A 15920-nucleotide genomic window follows, 5' to 3' on the forward strand; every position below is an offset into this window, starting at 1 on the left:
GGATGAATCCATAGGGCATTCATCCTTTGATTTCTTTCGTTCAGAGCTTCCGTCACTACTGCAATTCCCGGCTCATGAACTTTTTGCTTTTTTGGAGACTTTAACTTTTTCTTTAACTTTATCCTTGTCTTTATCCTGAATTGTCTTTTTTCTTTTTTCATTGGCCAGTCGCCAATAGCTTAATACTTTGCGGTACATCGATTTATCTTTTAGCTGATTAAAGATAAAGGGATCGGGCCTCGTATTCACTTCGAGAACCCATGGGGTAAAGTTCCGGTCCAATCCAATATCCAATCCAATTTGCTGGAAATTCGGATATGTTTTTTGCAGTTGCGCAGCTATGGTAAGGCCCAGCGCATTCAGTTTCTTGATCAGTTCGGCCTGCTTGCCTGGGGATAAATGGGATTTTAGCAGCTCCTCCAATGCCATTGGCTTACCGCCACTATGATAATTGGTTACGATTTTACGAGGATGACCAAGTCGGCCAATAATTCCGGTAGTCTCCCATGTCCCTTTGGCATTGCGCTGCACCATGACCCGGATATCAAAATAACGCTTTTGGTGACGCAGCAAATGAACTCCCTTTTGAATGAGATAGCTTTGGTCCCCCACTCGCTTCGACATGCTCTTATACAGTGCCTCTACATTTTTGAACTCCCAGCGCTTTTCCCCGTGTTGATAGGCAAAAGGCTGACTTCCATCCTGCTCTACTTTCATTACGCCTTTACCGAATGTACCTCCATCGGGTTTTACATAGACCATCTTGTACTTCTCCAGCATGGACGTCAAACTGACTTTGTTATATTTTCGGGTCTCCGGTATTAAAGGTCTAATCCCCTGATGACGGAGCAGCAATTGGGTTTTACGCCACTTGCTGCGTATAGCCTGTGCTCGTGAAGTTTTCATTTCCCCTTCTCCTCTCTCTTTCAAGGTAGAACGCTCCTGTTATAAAGATCAATCCATCATATGCGCCAGTTCCCCGTCCGAAAGCTGCATTAGCCCGGCCTGCTTAGAAATATTCAACTGGCCTGCCCGGTCGAAATTGCCTGTCCAGGCATACGATAATGTAAGATACGGGCACGTACATTTCCATGTATAGGGAGTGAATAACTTTGTCAGCGCAACCGGATGGGTTACAGAAGGGTTCTATTACAATGGATGTTCTGATTCCTGCAATTGATAAAGATATGGGCACATTGCCGCTGGTGATTGACAGCCTGCGCCATTACGTGCAGCACCGAATTGGGACGATTTACATCGTTTCACCGAAAAGCGATCGCATTCGTCGACTATGTGCAAGCAAGAACTGTACATTTGTAGATGAAAAGACGGTGCTGCCTATCACTAAAAAACACATTCGTTACGGTACAGCACGCTGGGACCGCTCTGGCTGGCTGTATCAGCAATTGCTCAAAATGAACGGTGATAAAATTAGCAAAGCGCCTTTCTTTCTCGTCATTGATGCGGATACGATTTTGATTCGTCCTCATAAGTTTCGAAAGGATGGCAAAACGATATTTTATTATCGGAGCTGGAGCCAGCCCGAGTATTTCCGCACCTACCGCAAGCTGATGGGCGTGAAAGCTCCCTCACCCAAGTCCTTTGTTACTCACTATATGCTGTTTGAGAAAGCGCAGCTTACCCGGCTTAAGCAGGTCATAGAAACCCGTCATGGAAAATCCTGGTACAATGCGATTATCCAAAGCATAAACCGGAAAAAACAGTTCGGTTTCTCCGAATATGAAACATATGCCAACTATCTGTACAGTAAGCAGCCCGCTCGGATGATTTTACGCAAGTCCCTTAATAAAGCGCTTCATAGCCAGGCTTCATCCCTGTCGGAAAAACAATTGGATAGCTTGGCTAAAAACCATCGTTCTTTATCCTTCCATCAACGCAAGGTGTATCAGCGAGCTCCAATATCCAAGCTCAAATCATTGGTGAAATCGTTTAAAATCAAAAAAATTCCGTAAAATGATACGCTCCGACATGGAGCTGTATCGAAGGAGGAAGCGTCTGTGCAACTCGTATTGTTATGCGGTGGGGCTGGAAAAAGGCTGTGGCCATTGTCCAACGATATCCGCTCGAAGCTGTTTCTCCGACTGTTGCCTGCCCCTGACGGGCAAATGGAATCCATGCTCAGTCGGGTGTATCGACAACTTGCTGCAGCCGGGCTGGATTCCTCTGCCCTGCTGCTGGCTCATCGGAGTCAGGTGAATCTGGCCTTGCGACATACGGAAGGTCGTCTGCCCGTTCTCGGCGAGCCTGCCAAACGGGGAACCTTCACCGCTGCTGCGCTCGCTGCTGCTTATTTCCACACCAGAGGCGTGGGATTGGACGAAATTGTTTGTATCGCTCCTGCGGATATGTTTGCGGGCGAGGATTTTTTCCATAGTGTAGCGGCACTTTCCGATCTGTTGCTTGATAGTGGAGCCGATCTGGCCATGCTTGGGACAAGGCCTACACATCCCTCTGACCAATACGGCTATATCGTTCCAGGGCAGCAAACAGGAAGGAAAGGGAAAGCCTCCTATGCGTCGGTTGCCCGCTTCACAGAAAAGCCGGATCGCATAGGGGCGCAACAGCTTATAAGCCAAGGTGCACTCTGGAACTGTGGCATTTACGCCTCTAAGCTACGGTATATGCTGGCCTGCATGGAGCGTAGTGATTTGCCCCTGAACGACAAGGCATTATGCTCGATGTATGACAGACTCCCTGTTCGCAGCTTCGATGAGGAGATTGCGGAGCGTGCCGAACACGCCGTCGTCCTGCCCTACGAGGGTGAATGGCTCGACATCGGCAGCTGGCAGACATTAACGAACCAGCTCGCCAACCGAGTGATTGGGCGCGGACAGATCAGCGGTCCCGCTCATGACACGCATATTGTCAATGAGCTGCCCTTTCCACTCCATGTCATTGGCGTGGAGGGTATTATTGCTGCTGCCAGCCCCGATGGCATCCTCATTGCCGCCAAAAGTCATGCCCACGCGATCAAGGAGAAGCTGGGGACACTTCAGCTACATCCCATGCATGGGGAAACCTCCTGGGGCAGCTACCGGGTACTGGACGAATTTGATCATCGGAGTTTGAACGATATTCTTGCCATACGTTTGACCGTACTCCCGGATCATCGCTTAAACGGCCATTGTCATGGCAGTGGGCTGAAAGTGTGGACGATCGTTTCTGGTCGAGGAGAGGTCATGCTGAACGGAGAACGCTTTACGGCGGTTAGCGGTTCAGTCTTTCGTATTCTGGTCGATACCCATCACACGATCCGTGCCGATCAGGATAAGCCATTGGAGCTGATTGAGGTTCGCCTGGGAGAAAGCCTGGTAAGCTCTTTCTATAAACCCGAAGCCTGATGCAAAGAGATGTCACATAAGCCCCAAAAATCAATTTGAGGACGAGAATTGCAAATAAAAAATCGCTCTTGAGTATGGGAAAGGAAACTCCATAGCTCTAGAAGCGATTTTTATTTTGTATTGTTATATGGTCAACCCGGCTTCTCTCAAAAGATGCTGCACAATTTTCAGCTGATACCTTATACGTACCTGCTTGGGCAGACTCCAGCCTGTTTCCACGGTGACTGCGCGTGCGCCTAAAATGCGGGATGCCGCAGTGCGGGAGGAGCCTGGCAGCTCATGTAACCGAATGTTAAAATGCCGATCTTTGCTTTTGATGGAATGGTTCATTCGCTTTATAGTTCGCCGCACCGCAGGAACTACCGGATTCCCCTGATCGGAAATTAGCGTTTGACCAAGCACCTTGGCATCCTTTTGTGATAATCCGTTGGCTTCATGCAGATCGAGATACCACTCGGGTGTATGCTTTAGTATTAATTGGAATACCGCAGCGGAAAGTGGATTGGATGCCGCCTGCTTTTTTTTGCGTGGAAAGGTTCGATTGAGATCGGGTACGCCCCTGATTCGTTTGCGATAAGCAACTTGATTCACAATAGGCACAATAATAAGCTTGCCTTGGCTGATTTGCAGCTTCTGCTGATTTAACAGCTTTACCAGCTTTTCAGCCGCGCGAATGCTCGCGATTTCATTGCCGTGTATGCCCGCGACTACCATCACATGCGGACCTTCCTGCTCCCCCGTGGCTATATAATAAGGAGTGGCCCAGGAATTACCCTTTCCAAGCATAAGCTTTTTTACCTTCATTCCCTTCACCTCCGTTTAGGCTCAGGCTTTCGATGTCCTTTTCTTCTGTCCTTGCCGACGAATAATTTGACGGTAAAGTTTCAAATATTTATTGGTCATCTGTTTGTTAGTGAATCTTTGGGTGACATACTGGCGCAGCTGAGCGGGTGAGGGGTAATTTTTTTGCTGCACCTTTCGCTCCATTTGGCCAACTGATTTGCAAATCAGCTGTGGAAAGCCTGAAAGAACCTCGGCAACAGAGCCGTTTTTTAAAGCAAGTACGGGTGTTCCACAAGCCATCGCCTCTACCATCACAAGTCCAAAGGGCTCTTCCCACAGTGTCGGGAACAGCAGGCATTCGGCATGCTTCAGCAATTGCTGCTTTTGTTCCCCTCCGACCGCCCCTACATAGTGGATTTTGGGATTGTGCTGAATTCGCTTTTGAATCTCTTGGCGAAAATAGACAGGGGCTTTGATAGGACCGGCAATAAGCAGTCTTTTTCCTGTTCGTTCTGCAACTTGAATGGCTTGCAATACACCTTTATTTCGTATAATTCTACCCATGAACAGTAGATAGCCATGCTTCTCGCTGCTGAACTCGTATTCATGTGTGTTGATACCGTTATAGACATAGGATCCTTTCCCTCCGCCCATAAGCTGACGTGCCCGCTTACTGACAAACACCGGATTTTTACCGTGTTTCTTCACTGGAAGATGAACTGTGCATATCGACGGACAAGGCAGCTTTTTGCGCCCCAGAGCAGAGCGAAAGGTATGATCATGGATGATTTGTGTTCCGGGAGGCATGTGCTGAAGGACGTATTGGTAGATCTGATCGTGCTTCAATCCCTTGGGATAGGTAATCAGTCGCGCACTGCTCCTGCTCCCACGGGCAGCAAACAAAGTTACATGATGTCCTCGTCTTACCAGTTCCTCCGTCAATTCATATACGACCTTTTCCGTTCCACCCTTGATGGAGGGTACCGGCTGTGCATTGGGATAGTTGGAAATGACCTGAACTATGGTTAGATGTCGACCTTCGGGCTGTTTAATCTGCTTTGAAGCCATACGAATTCCCCTTCCTGACCGGAAAAGCGGTGTGGTCTTTTCGATATAAACGGGAATCCAGGCTTGTTCCCGTATAAGTTATTAACTCTAGTATATAGGTATGCATATTTTGCGTGATTGCTTGTGCATATCGTCTGCAAGTCGCTTTTTGTCATACGGACCCAGTGATAAGGGGGAAATGCACGTTCTGTCAATCAAAATATCAGGTGAAAATTCTCATCGTTTTCTAATAAATGAGGGAAAAGCGTTGGGGTAACAGGATTGTAACCTTAAGTGGTAAATTCCGGATATTTTATTTGTGTTATTGTCATATCAGGACATCACGACAAGATACAAAATACGAAATAACGGAGGTATCTTATATGAAACACACTTCAAAAAAATTATGGATGGGCATTTGCTTTACGATGACTTTGGCATTCGGCGCAGGAAGCTTTGTAGTTGGACCTGACACCACTCACGCCGCTTCGGTAGATACAGCTGATCAGATCATTTCTACAGGATCCCAATTTATGGGTGTACCCTATCAGTTTGGAGCACAGGCAGGCGACACTAGCTCTTTTGATTGCTCTTCATTTACTCAATATGTATTTGGACAAAATGGAATCAAGCTTCCGCGTTCGTCAAGACAGCAATCGACTGTCGGCACGTTTGTACCACGTAGTCAGCTGCAAAAAGGCGATCTGGTCTTCTTCTACTCTCCTATTCACCATGTAGCTATTTATATGGGGGATGGCAAGATTTTACACACATTCGGTAAAGGCGGCGTAACGATTACGAACCTTAATTCCGGATGGTGGAGTTCCCATTACACTACAGCACGTCGTGTCCTGTAGGACAGGCATAGATAAGATCCCATTCCTCTATGGCCACTTATAAGTATCAACGCAAAGGGCTGTTCCGCGAGTAGATACGTCTACCGTAGGGACAGCCCTTCCTGTTGTCTTCGAGGCAACGTGACGGTCACCTGTGTTCCTTTTCCTTCCACGCTTTCCATACGTATCGTCCCTTGATGGGCGTCTGTAATAGCCTTGGCAATGGGCAGCCCAAGCCCGGTTCCTCCAGTTTTACGATGTCTGGAGCTATCTACCCGATAAAATCGCTCAAAGACTCGCTTGACCTCGCCCGCTGGTATTCCGATTCCGTAGTCCTTGACCCGGATGTGCACATCCTTTTTATCTGTGGACAACAGAATCTCTATCGGATCTGAGCTGTACTTTAAAGCATTATCGAGCAAGATAAGCAGTAGCTGCTTGATTTTGGTAAGATTGGCATCAAGCCAGATTTCTTTTTCATCTGTAAGAATCGTCATTTGACGATCATGTACAAGCTTGAGATGTGCTACTACCTGTTGAGAGCAACCGATCAGTTCCATTCGCTCATACGGCTCCGGGTCTTCCTGCTGTGAGGAAGCCAAAGTCAGTAATTGCTGCGTCATCGTTCGCATCCGCTGCGTTTCTTCATAGATGGATTCAATGGATTCCTTATGGATTTCCTCGTCACGCGTGCCCCACCGTCGCAGCATGTTAGCATAGCCCTCAATGATCATTAATGTCGTATTCAGCTCATGCGAAGCATCGGAGACGAATTGTTGCTGGCTTTGAAAGCTCTCCTCCAATCTGTCCATCATTCGGTTAAAGGTTGCGGTCATTTGAGACAATTCATCTTGATTGTGAGTGCGAGCAGGGATTTTTTTGAATTTAAGGCTTCTTTCAATTTCCTGCATCGTCTGGATACTGCTCGAAATCGGTAGTAAGATGGCATTCGCTAAGATTGTGCTGCCTACCAGACTAAGCAACATAGCTCCTATAGTTTGGGTGACTAGAATCGTATCTAAAATATCGAGATTGTTTTGGAGCGCATCCCATTTTTCCACGATCTCCAGCGTTCCCTCCTGATTTCCCTCCGGAGAAAGCACTGGAAGATGAATGACCAGGATTTTATGGCCCTGTACATCTGTCAGCTGTGAACTTTGAGAAGGGTTAAAACGTATATCACCCAGCTTGAAGCGGGACTGACGACTTATTTCATATAGAAGGTGGGATTGCTGATCAAAAACCCTCAGGATCGTGTCTCCCGAAAGCTCATCTTTTAACTCGGGTCCCCAAGCATTTTTCAAAATCATCTTGGAACCGGTTTCAGAAATGATTTCAGTCCACTTATTTTGCAGCACTTCTCTTTCATTGCGAGTGGCGATTTTGACAAACAACAGATGCACGGTCACATCTACAAACAGGAGAATGGTCATCACTAGAATCGAGCTGAGCAGGGTAATTTTAGTCCGCAGCTTCAATGATCTTCCTCCCTGATGCAATATCCTACGCCACGCACGGTTTTAATCAGCTTTTTTTTGTAGCCATGATCCACTTTTTTACGAACATATCGGATATACACATCGACTACATTCGTATCCCCCACAAAATCAAACCCCCATACGTCCTGAATCAATTGATCCCGCTGTAATACTTGATTTTTGTGTTCCATGAGGTAATGAAGCAGATCAAATTCTTTGGGCGTCAGTTCGATTCGCTTCCCTTCCCGCATCACAGAACGTGTTTTGGGTTCCAGCATCAGGCTATCGACCTGAAGATACGGCGGATTGTCCTCTTCTTGTGCAGAGGTAGCTCTTGACTCCAATTGATGCCTCATACTGGCCCGCATGCGCGCTAATAGCTCCTCGATTTCAAAAGGCTTCGTAATGTAATCATTCGCACCTCCATCCAGACCGGAGACCTTATCAGTAGTTGTGTTACGTGCAGTGACCATAATTACAGGTGTATGATTGTCCACTTTTCGAATCTGCTTTAGCACCTCGACCCCGTTAAGCTCAGGCAGCATCACATCCAAAATGATGATATCCCATGTGTGTGCCAAAGCTTTTTCCAATCCTTCTTTGCCTGTCTGAGCGATTTCAACTGCATATCCTTCGTGGGATAATTCCAATTGGAGTAACCTGGATATCTTCTCTTCGTCATCAATGATCAGCACCGATTTTTTCACCACAAAACCACCTATTTTCTATAGAAAAACAAATGACTACTGGAAAATACATGCATTTTTATTTGATTTAGGCTTTAATTCGTTGGGAAGCTCTATAATGTAATTTTGTAATTCATTTTTTGATGTTAAGGAGTAATTTATTCATGCTAATTAATGTAGTATTACCACCTCACTTCCTCTGTCCAAATGAAAAGCAGACGCTAAACGCGTCTGCTTGCTTTTTATAATTCAATGCCCGCGTCACGAACTACACTGTCGATTTAAAGCGAAGTGACGGCCTGCGTTCTTCATATCGCTGATAAAACCAAATACAGGCCGCCATCCAGCAGCCACTCATAAAATAGCCGCCTAGAACATCGCTTGGATAATGCACGCCCAAATAAATCCGGCTTGTCCCGATCGCTATAATCAGCAGACTGCTGAGCACGAGCAGCAGGATACGGCCTAGCTTGAAAGGAACATGCTTCCACACTAAAAAGGTCAGCGCCGCATACATACTGAATGCAGTCATGGAATGTCCGCTTGGAAAGCTGTATCCATTCGCTTCAATAATACGGTTAATTTCGGGACGCGCACGGTGAAAGAGCAACTTTAATACCGTATTCAGCAACACCGAACCCAGCACAGCAATTGCTAAAAACAGCAGTTCTCTACGGTGGCCCAATACTCTGTTTAGCACCAGCATGGTGATTAAAATAAGGATCGCAACCGGAATCCCGCTGCCGATTAGGGTGAAAAATTTCATTATACGAGTCATTGCTGGTGACTCCAGCTGTTGAATATCCGTAATGATCTTGTAGTCAAAATGCCGTACCTGATGGTCGCTGACCCATAATGCGATTAAAGTAAAACCGAGCGCACATACTATACATGTGAGTAGGGCCAAGGAGATGGGCAGCTTGGTTGATGTTTGTTTCATATCTTGTTGGTCCTCCGTGATCTCCGTTTCTTATTTTTACTTTACAAACCTTTCTTACATAATTTCACCCAAAGAATCAACTTTTATCGTAAAGCATGCTCAACCTTTTTGCAAAAGAACGCGGAGTCAGTCTGTGATATGAAATCAATTCACCTTTATAGATCACATGGAATACACCATAAGGTGTCGGGGACAATTCCATCAGCTGTGAACGATCGTGTATATACATGATTTCTGGTTGTATGCCCACATTCTCTGCTGCTTCAATCACATTTTGCGTGGCAATCTCCAAATAGGGGCATTGATGAGTTCGCAAGATGGTTAAGCCTTCACTAAAGCGCTCTAGCCGCTGCGACCAATTATTTGGAAAATAAGGATCAATATGATTCCTATTAAGCTTATAAACATACAGCTGAAAAGAATAAGGTCCGTTCTCCACATGCTGAAACCCGTTCTTCAGAAAAATGTCGGGGCCAGGTGCCCACGATGTATCCGTGTTGGTGACCACAGCAACTCCCTTTTTACCCAATCTGACAGCGTCCTCGATGCAACGTTGAATAAGTTGAGAGCCTAGCCCCAATCCGGTTACCCCCATCCATAAACAATGAATCAGAAGATATCCGTCCGCATGAACGGCCCTCCATGCCTGTTCACCCAACGCATACTCCATAAATCCTGCAGGTTTATTGTCCTTTCTTATCTGTATGTAAGTCAAACCTTGGGAAAATTCGTTTTCTGTCCAATTCAGCTTGTGTACATAGCCCAGTGCCTTTTGCATACTTCTCATGCAATAGCAGCCGTCCTCCCTGATTTGATTTTTATACCATTCAATGGACGTGGCTGGATTTTTCATATCGCGCCTCCCAATTCTAAGAATAAACTTATTAAAATAGGATTTCATAATGACTGAAATAACGCAAGCGAATTGTACACAATCAGCACAAAAAAATGCCGTTCAAGCCTGATAATGGCTCGAACGGCATCCTGTTATTTCATATGTCATGCTGCAACACAATTCGATATTTAAACAAACATCTTCTTCTTTTAGGTTGGTGTGATTTCTCCAAGCTTGGCCTTACTCTCTGCTTCCTCGGTTGGATAACGTTTACAAAACCATAGCGACTGGAGCAGCAAAAAGGTGCCGCTTACTGTCCAGTATAACGGCATGGCTGCAGGGGCACTAAAGGAAAAGACCGCCATCATAATCGGTGAAAGATATCCCATAATGGCAAATTGCTTGCGCTGGTCAGCCGTCATTTGAGACTGAGAAAGCTTAGCCTGTGCCAAGTAAACGACTGCAACGATGATTGCCAAAATCCAGTCCGGCTGTCCGAGCCGAAACCACAGGAAGGAGTGAGAGGCCAGTTCCGGGGTTAACCGGATGGCAGTGTACATCCCACTCAATATCGGAAGCTGAATGAGAATAGGCAAACAGCCGATATTGAGCGGATTGAATTGATGCTCTTTGTAAAGCGACATCATTTCCTGCTGCATACTCTGCTGGCTGGCAGCATCCTTCTTATTTTCGTACTTCTTCTTAATTCGGTCCAGGTCGGGCTGCATGGCACTCATCTTGCGCTTCATCCCCTGCTGGGCACGTGTTTGACGCATCATTAGCGGCAGTAACGCCAGACGAACAACTAACGTCAGTGTCATGATGGCCAGTCCAAAGCTTCCACCAAACCATTCCGCTAATTGCTGGATGAGCCAAGAAAGTGGGAACACCACATAATGATTAAAAAAACCGGGTGTCTGTGAATTAATCTCTCCAGCAGTCGCACCGCAGCCAGATAGCAGCAAGACCACCGCCAATGCTGCCATCATTCCTAATATCCGTTCTTTTTTACCCCAAAAGGTGAATCCCTTGAAACGTTTCATATGTTCCTCCTCGTTGATTAGCTATACTATCGTTCAACGAGGGGAAACAATCTGACGTGTCTTCATCCGGCGCTTCCTTGCGCCGGATATGGCGTGCCAGTCGGACAGGCATGTCCTGTCCACGAGCAGATATCGGCATCAGCGAAGAAGCATGTGACCGCACAGCCCCGCCTTCTACCCAGCATTCGGGTACATTGCCGTGCAAATGAGTGAGATACGCATAGGTTACGGTACACAGCAAGCCAATTGTAAACAAATAAGGGAGCAGGTCCTGAAGCTCAAACAAGGGATTCAACCTCCTTCGGTTGGTTGCTACGATTATAGCACGAAACCGGGTTAACGACTAATCTTTAATTAGAGATACAGATAGGTTCACAAACACATGAAACTTTTGGCTTTATTTACAGTCTAATCAAAAGGGAATTTCATGTAAAACCTTACTCCCCATTAATTCGTAAAGGAGCAAACACGTATGAGAAAAACGATACATAGCTCATGGTTAACAGGATTGGCGGTAGCCAGTATTGGGCTGCCCCTGATCATTGGTGGATTCGCTGAAAAAGCAAGTGCAGAGCAATCTGCCGTCTCGATGAGCAGCGGAGCTTATAGCAGCTCAATCCAAGCACCTGTGATCAAGCCTTCCTGGTCTTTTCCTGTTATCCCAATCGATAGAAATCAATATTCAGAGCAGGCGGTTGCAGTAGCGGAAAACGGTAAGGTGTTCGCAATTGATGCTAACCACAGACTGGTTGCCCTAGAGGGCAGCTCGGGCCGGAAATTGTGGCAATATGGTGATCAGCTTGCCCCTGTTTTGATTCATAGCAATGGCACCATCTACGGAATGACACAGAACAGCTCCATCTATGCAGTTACAGAATCAGGCAAGAAAGCATGGACCACTTCTTTAGGATTTACGAAGGCGGATCATATTTATCGAATCGGCTCTACAGTATACATTACACAGTCGGAACAAACGGCTGCGGTCGATGCTGCCAGCGGCAAACTCAAATGGAAAATCAGTGAGGATAAGGACTCATACCATGGTCTGAACAACCTAATGGAGACCGATGGTGTCCTTATCCGCAATTATAACGTACAGGGCAGCCTGACTTTTGAACAGATCAATGCCTATGACGCTAAAACCGGCAAAAAGCTTTGGGAAAGCTTCAGAAATTCCTTTCCACTGGCCGTTAAAGACGGGGTGGTCTACTCTCTTGCCAATACGTTTATGATGGATGATGATCCGGTAAATCGAAAAGTTACGATATCACAGTTCGACCTCAAGACAGGTGAATCCAAAGGAGATCGTCAGTACCGATGGACCGAAGCTGAAAATAAAGATGGCACTTTCCAATCTGGAGGCATATATGGTTCTGCTTTATTGTACGGTAAAGACCTTTATGTCTTTCAAGGAAAGGCACTGGCTTCCTATGACTTCTGGAACTACAAAGCAGACAGCAAACCTGCTCGCAAGTGGTCGCAAGAAGGCTATGAACAACTTTTTCCTTTATCGTCCATTCATGAAGGCCGCATCTTCTACCAGGATTTTAGTAAAGGCGGACTGACTGCCATGAAGCTGGCCTCAGGTCAGTTCATTCATTTCGGCGGTGATAATCCGATCATTCAAGCTGACGTATTTGGCAAAGGGGTGTACGTCGGACAATCAGATGGCGTATTTCACGGCTATGACCTGATGGCCTTGAATCCCGTGTTTACTGTCAACACAGGCTCACGCTCCTTCGGTCCTACACTCAAATCCGGCGGGATGATATTTATTCAATCCGGCAACCGTCTGCTTGCCGTCAAGCTCCCTGCATCTCTAAAGTAAGTCCAAAGATTTCAAGAAGGAATCCGCTGGACACGGCACAAGTCTAACGGATTGCCAGCATGCGATTCAGCGCCAGTACAGCTTCCTGTCTGACCTGCTCACCCACACGAATCACACCCACAGGCTCTCCCTGATCAATTTGCTCCAATGCCCATAGCAGATGTGGAAGATCGATCCGATTCATGGTCAGGCAAGGGCACATATCGGGATTGAGCGATTCAATCTGCTGTTCAGGGTACTGCTGCTTGATTCGTTGCACGAGATTCATCTCTGTGCCGACGGCCCATCGGGTCCCCGGCTCTGCCGCACGGATGGTATCGATGATGAATTTGGTGGAGCCCGCGCAATCTGCGAACTGTACGACCTCATAAGAGCATTCGGGATGAACGATGACCCGGATATTCTTGTCACGCTCACGGATGCTGCGAACATGATCTACCGTAAATTTTTCATGAACAGAGCAATGCCCTTTCCATAAAATAATTTTCGCGGTTGCCGGGTCCCGTTCAGTCTCCAACTGATCGGTCATTGGATTCCACACGGCCATTTCATCCAGCGGAATTCCAAGATCGTAGGCTGTATTGCGACCCAAATGCTGATCCGGCAAAAACAAAATACGTTCCTTTTGCTTTAGCGCCCATTCCAGCACCTGCTTGGCATTCGAAGAGGTCACGGTAGCCCCGCCATGCCGTCCTACAAAGGCTTTGATCTCTGCTGTAGAATTCACATAGGTTAACGGAATAATCGTGTCTCCAACAAGCTCCTGCAAATGCTTCCAAGCCCGTTCGGTTTGCTCCATATTCGCCATATCTGCCATCGAACAGCCTGCGCGCATATCCGGCAGTACGACCGTTTGTCGGTCGGCAGTCAGCATATCCGCCGTTTCCGCCATAAAATGAACTCCGCAAAACACAATAAATTCCGCTTCCTGGTTTTGTGCCGCCATTTGGGCAAGCTGTAGAGAATCCCCTGTTATATCAGCAAACTGAATCACTTCATCCTTCTGATAGTGATGGCCCGGAATGAGCAGCTTTGGACCCCATTTTTGTTTCAGTTCGGCAACACGACGCTCCATATCTGCAACTGACAGTGTCTTATAGCTCTCCGGCATCAGCCCTCGATTTCCTTGTAAAACATCAAGTATAGACATTCCAATCCCTCCATTATCTCTGCGGCGGTCTGTCTCTGCTTTTATGAACAGACAGCCGACGTGTTACATGCATATTTACAAGTGTCTTGACACTTATATTTACACATGCCTACAATAATCTCAAGGATTTTTGTGATGGAATTATTTTTAAACAGGGAGGATTGGCTGTGATTTATCTGGACTATGCCGCTTCCACACCAATGTGTGACGAAGCATTGAATATGTATAACGCATTAAATAAGGAAATGTTCGGAAATGCCAGCAGCCTTCATGACGCGGGCGGCCAGGCAGCTTATGCGCTGGATTACAGCAGACAACGGATAGCGAATATGATTGGCGGGCAAAAGGAAGGCGTTTATTTTACAACAGGAGGAACGGAATCCAATATGTTGCTTGTCCAGTCGATCCTGAACGGATTGCCGCAGCACAAAAAGCATTGGATTATGAGCGCACTGGAGCATCAGTCTATGTACAATCTTGCCACTTTGCTGGAGCGGCAGGGCTATGAGCTGACAATTGTACAACCGGACAAGGACGGACGAATAACCAGCGAAGCTCTCTTGCCTCATCTCAGAGAAAATACCGGACTCGTATCCATACAGCACGCCAATTCGGAAACTGGGCTGATTCAGGATCTTGCGGCCTTGTCTCCCCTGCTGCGAAATCGTGGTATTTTGCTACACAGTGATGCGGTACAGACTTTCGGGAACATACCCATTGATGTAGCAGCCATGGGAATAGATGCCCTCTCCGTTTCAAGCCATAAGGTGTATGGCCCCAAAGGTGTCGGTGCTGCATATCTCAAGCCGGGGACTCCGTGGCGTCCCGTGTACCCTGATACATTGCATGAAAACGGATTTCGTCCCGGAACAGTTAATGTTCCCGGTATTGCTGCATTTGTCGCAGCAGCAGAATTGATGACTGAACAAATGGAGCTGCATCAGCAGCGGTATGCTATGTTAAGGCAATATTTTATGACCCAAGTTCAAAATAAATCCATTCCGTTGCGTTGGGTCGTACAGGAAAGCGGCACAGAAGCAGTGCTCAGTCATATCGTGGGATGTTTTTTTCACGGTTACGAGGGACAATATGTTATGCTGGAATGTAACCGCAGTGGTGTGTGCATATCTACCGGCAGCGCATGTGCCGCCGGACACCACGAACCCTCACCTGCCTTACAAGCGCTCGGAGCGTCTGATCGTGAAGCTTTACAATTTATCCGTATTTCTTTCGGAAGGACAACTACAATCGAGGATCTGAATGTACTGGTAGGTATTTTGGCAGAATTGACGCATCGACAAGAAAGGAGCTTATCCCATTGACAGAATCTTCAAAATGGTCAGGAACGGATCGCCGCAAGCAGCTGCTGCTGTGGCTCAAAAATGAATCTCCGCTGACCGGGAACGAGCTGGCACGAAGAGCCTCCGTCTCCAGACAAGTAATTGTACAGGATATTTCCCTGTTAAAGGCAAGCCAAGAGCCTATCCTGGCTACGAGCCAAGGATACATTTATATGGAGCCTGCAGGGCAGGCTGCTCCCATAGCCTCACGTATTATCGTGTGCAATCACCGACCTGAACAGGCAGAAGAGGAATTAAAGCTAATTGTGGACTATGGTGTAAGTGTGCAGGATGTTATTGTGGAGCATCCGGTATATGGCGATCTGACTGCTCCGATACGGGTCGGAAATCGCAAGGAAGTGGAGGATTTTATTCGCAAAATCAACTCCACTCAAGCCACTTATTTGTCCCAGCTGACCGGAGGCATCCATCTTCATACCTTACAAGCCTCGGATGAAGCTAAAATTAATGATGCCTGTGCTGCATTGGAGCAAGCCGGCTTTTTGATGACGGACTAGCTTAAATCCTTTCATGGAAAAAGCCAGTCACAACACGAAAATAAAGTGTTGGACTGGCTTGGTTTATTAAAATA

At 46.8% G+C, this 15920-nt stretch carries 16 protein-coding genes; 6 read left to right on the forward strand and 10 right to left on the reverse strand.

The annotated features are described in order from the left end of the window. Positions 1-72: 72 nt before the first annotated feature. The gene (locus B4V02_RS13625) at positions 73-906 is read right to left on the reverse strand and encodes a YheC/YheD family protein (protein ID WP_094155209.1); all 834 of its coding nucleotides are present in this window, start codon (positions 904-906) and stop codon (positions 73-75) included. 206 nt (positions 907-1112) lie between these two features. Between B4V02_RS13625 and B4V02_RS13630 the strand changes: the two genes are divergently transcribed. Both B4V02_RS13630 and B4V02_RS13635 read left to right on the forward strand, forming a co-directional pair. Further along, a complete protein-coding gene (locus tag B4V02_RS13630; protein WP_094155210.1) occupies positions 1113-1973 on the forward strand; it encodes a DUF6492 family protein in 861 nt (286 codons plus the stop codon). A gap of 45 nt (positions 1974-2018) precedes the next feature. Then, positions 2019-3362 (forward strand): sugar phosphate nucleotidyltransferase, encoded by a 1344-nt coding sequence (locus tag B4V02_RS13635; protein ID WP_094155211.1) that lies wholly within the window; start codon positions 2019-2021, stop codon positions 3360-3362. 123 nt (positions 3363-3485) lie between these two features. Here B4V02_RS13635 and B4V02_RS13640 read toward each other — a convergent pair whose 3' ends face one another. Beyond that, entirely contained in the window at positions 3486-4166 is a 681-nt protein-coding gene (locus tag B4V02_RS13640; RefSeq protein WP_094155212.1) for a succinylglutamate desuccinylase/aspartoacylase family protein, read from the reverse strand. Positions 4167-4187: 21 nt separating this feature from the next. After that, positions 4188-5213, reverse strand: a complete 1026-nt coding sequence (locus B4V02_RS13645) for a glycosyltransferase (protein ID WP_157739741.1) — start codon at positions 5211-5213, stop codon at positions 4188-4190. A 362-nt stretch (positions 5214-5575) separates the two neighbouring features. Here B4V02_RS13645 and B4V02_RS13650 point away from each other — a divergent pair, with 362 nt between their 5' ends. Then, positions 5576-6049 carry a C40 family peptidase gene (locus B4V02_RS13650; protein ID WP_094155213.1) on the forward strand — a complete coding sequence of 158 codons (474 nt, stop codon included), beginning with the start codon at positions 5576-5578 and terminating at the stop codon, positions 6047-6049. Between the two features lie 80 nt (positions 6050-6129). On the opposite strand, the gene B4V02_RS13655 is transcribed toward B4V02_RS13650, so the two are convergent. The 6 genes from B4V02_RS13655 to B4V02_RS13680 form a co-directional block, all read right to left on the reverse strand. Then, entirely contained in the window at positions 6130-7506 is a 1377-nt protein-coding gene (locus B4V02_RS13655; RefSeq protein WP_094155214.1) for a sensor histidine kinase, read from the reverse strand. Continuing rightward, positions 7503-8213 (reverse strand): response regulator transcription factor, encoded by a 711-nt coding sequence (locus B4V02_RS13660; RefSeq protein WP_094155215.1) that lies wholly within the window; start codon positions 8211-8213, stop codon positions 7503-7505. The genes B4V02_RS13655 and B4V02_RS13660 overlap by 4 nt, the downstream gene beginning before the upstream one ends. 247 nt (positions 8214-8460) lie before the next feature. After that, positions 8461-9132 (reverse strand): phosphatase PAP2 family protein, encoded by a 672-nt coding sequence (locus B4V02_RS13665; RefSeq protein ID WP_094155216.1) that lies wholly within the window; start codon positions 9130-9132, stop codon positions 8461-8463. 76 nt (positions 9133-9208) lie between these two features. Beyond that, positions 9209-9985 carry a GNAT family N-acetyltransferase gene (locus B4V02_RS13670; RefSeq protein WP_094155217.1) on the reverse strand — a complete coding sequence of 259 codons (777 nt, stop codon included), beginning with the start codon at positions 9983-9985 and terminating at the stop codon, positions 9209-9211. A 191-nt stretch (positions 9986-10176) separates the two neighbouring features. Further along, a complete protein-coding gene (yidC, locus tag B4V02_RS13675; protein ID WP_094155218.1) occupies positions 10177-11010 on the reverse strand; it encodes a membrane protein insertase YidC in 834 nt (277 codons plus the stop codon). After that, on the reverse strand, positions 10976-11296 hold the full coding sequence (locus tag B4V02_RS13680; RefSeq protein ID WP_094155219.1) for a hypothetical protein: 321 nt from the start codon (positions 11294-11296) through the stop codon (positions 10976-10978). Before B4V02_RS13680 ends, yidC begins: the two co-directional genes overlap by 35 nt. A 186-nt stretch (positions 11297-11482) precedes the next feature. Between B4V02_RS13680 and B4V02_RS13685 the strand changes: the two genes are divergently transcribed. Beyond that, the gene (locus B4V02_RS13685) at positions 11483-12838 is read left to right on the forward strand and encodes an outer membrane protein assembly factor BamB family protein (RefSeq protein ID WP_094155220.1); all 1356 of its coding nucleotides are present in this window, start codon (positions 11483-11485) and stop codon (positions 12836-12838) included. A gap of 43 nt (positions 12839-12881) precedes the next feature. Here B4V02_RS13685 and nadA read toward each other — a convergent pair whose 3' ends face one another. Continuing rightward, on the reverse strand, positions 12882-13988 hold the full coding sequence (nadA, locus tag B4V02_RS13690) for a quinolinate synthase NadA (RefSeq protein WP_094155221.1): 1107 nt from the start codon (positions 13986-13988) through the stop codon (positions 12882-12884). A gap of 167 nt (positions 13989-14155) precedes the next feature. Here nadA and B4V02_RS13695 point away from each other — a divergent pair, with 167 nt between their 5' ends. Together B4V02_RS13695 and B4V02_RS13700 are read left to right on the forward strand one after the other, a co-directional pair. Further along, positions 14156-15310, forward strand: coding sequence for an IscS subfamily cysteine desulfurase (locus B4V02_RS13695; RefSeq protein ID WP_094155222.1), 1155 nt, complete (start codon positions 14156-14158; stop codon positions 15308-15310). Then, positions 15307-15846: a transcription repressor NadR gene (locus tag B4V02_RS13700; RefSeq protein ID WP_094155223.1), complete on the forward strand. Its 540-nt coding sequence runs from the start codon at positions 15307-15309 to the stop codon at positions 15844-15846. The genes B4V02_RS13695 and B4V02_RS13700 overlap by 4 nt, the downstream gene beginning before the upstream one ends. The last annotated feature ends 74 nt before the right edge of the window (positions 15847-15920 follow it).

This window comes from Paenibacillus kribbensis (genome assembly GCF_002240415.1).
GTDB lineage: Bacteria > Bacillota > Bacilli > Paenibacillales > Paenibacillaceae > Paenibacillus > Paenibacillus kribbensis.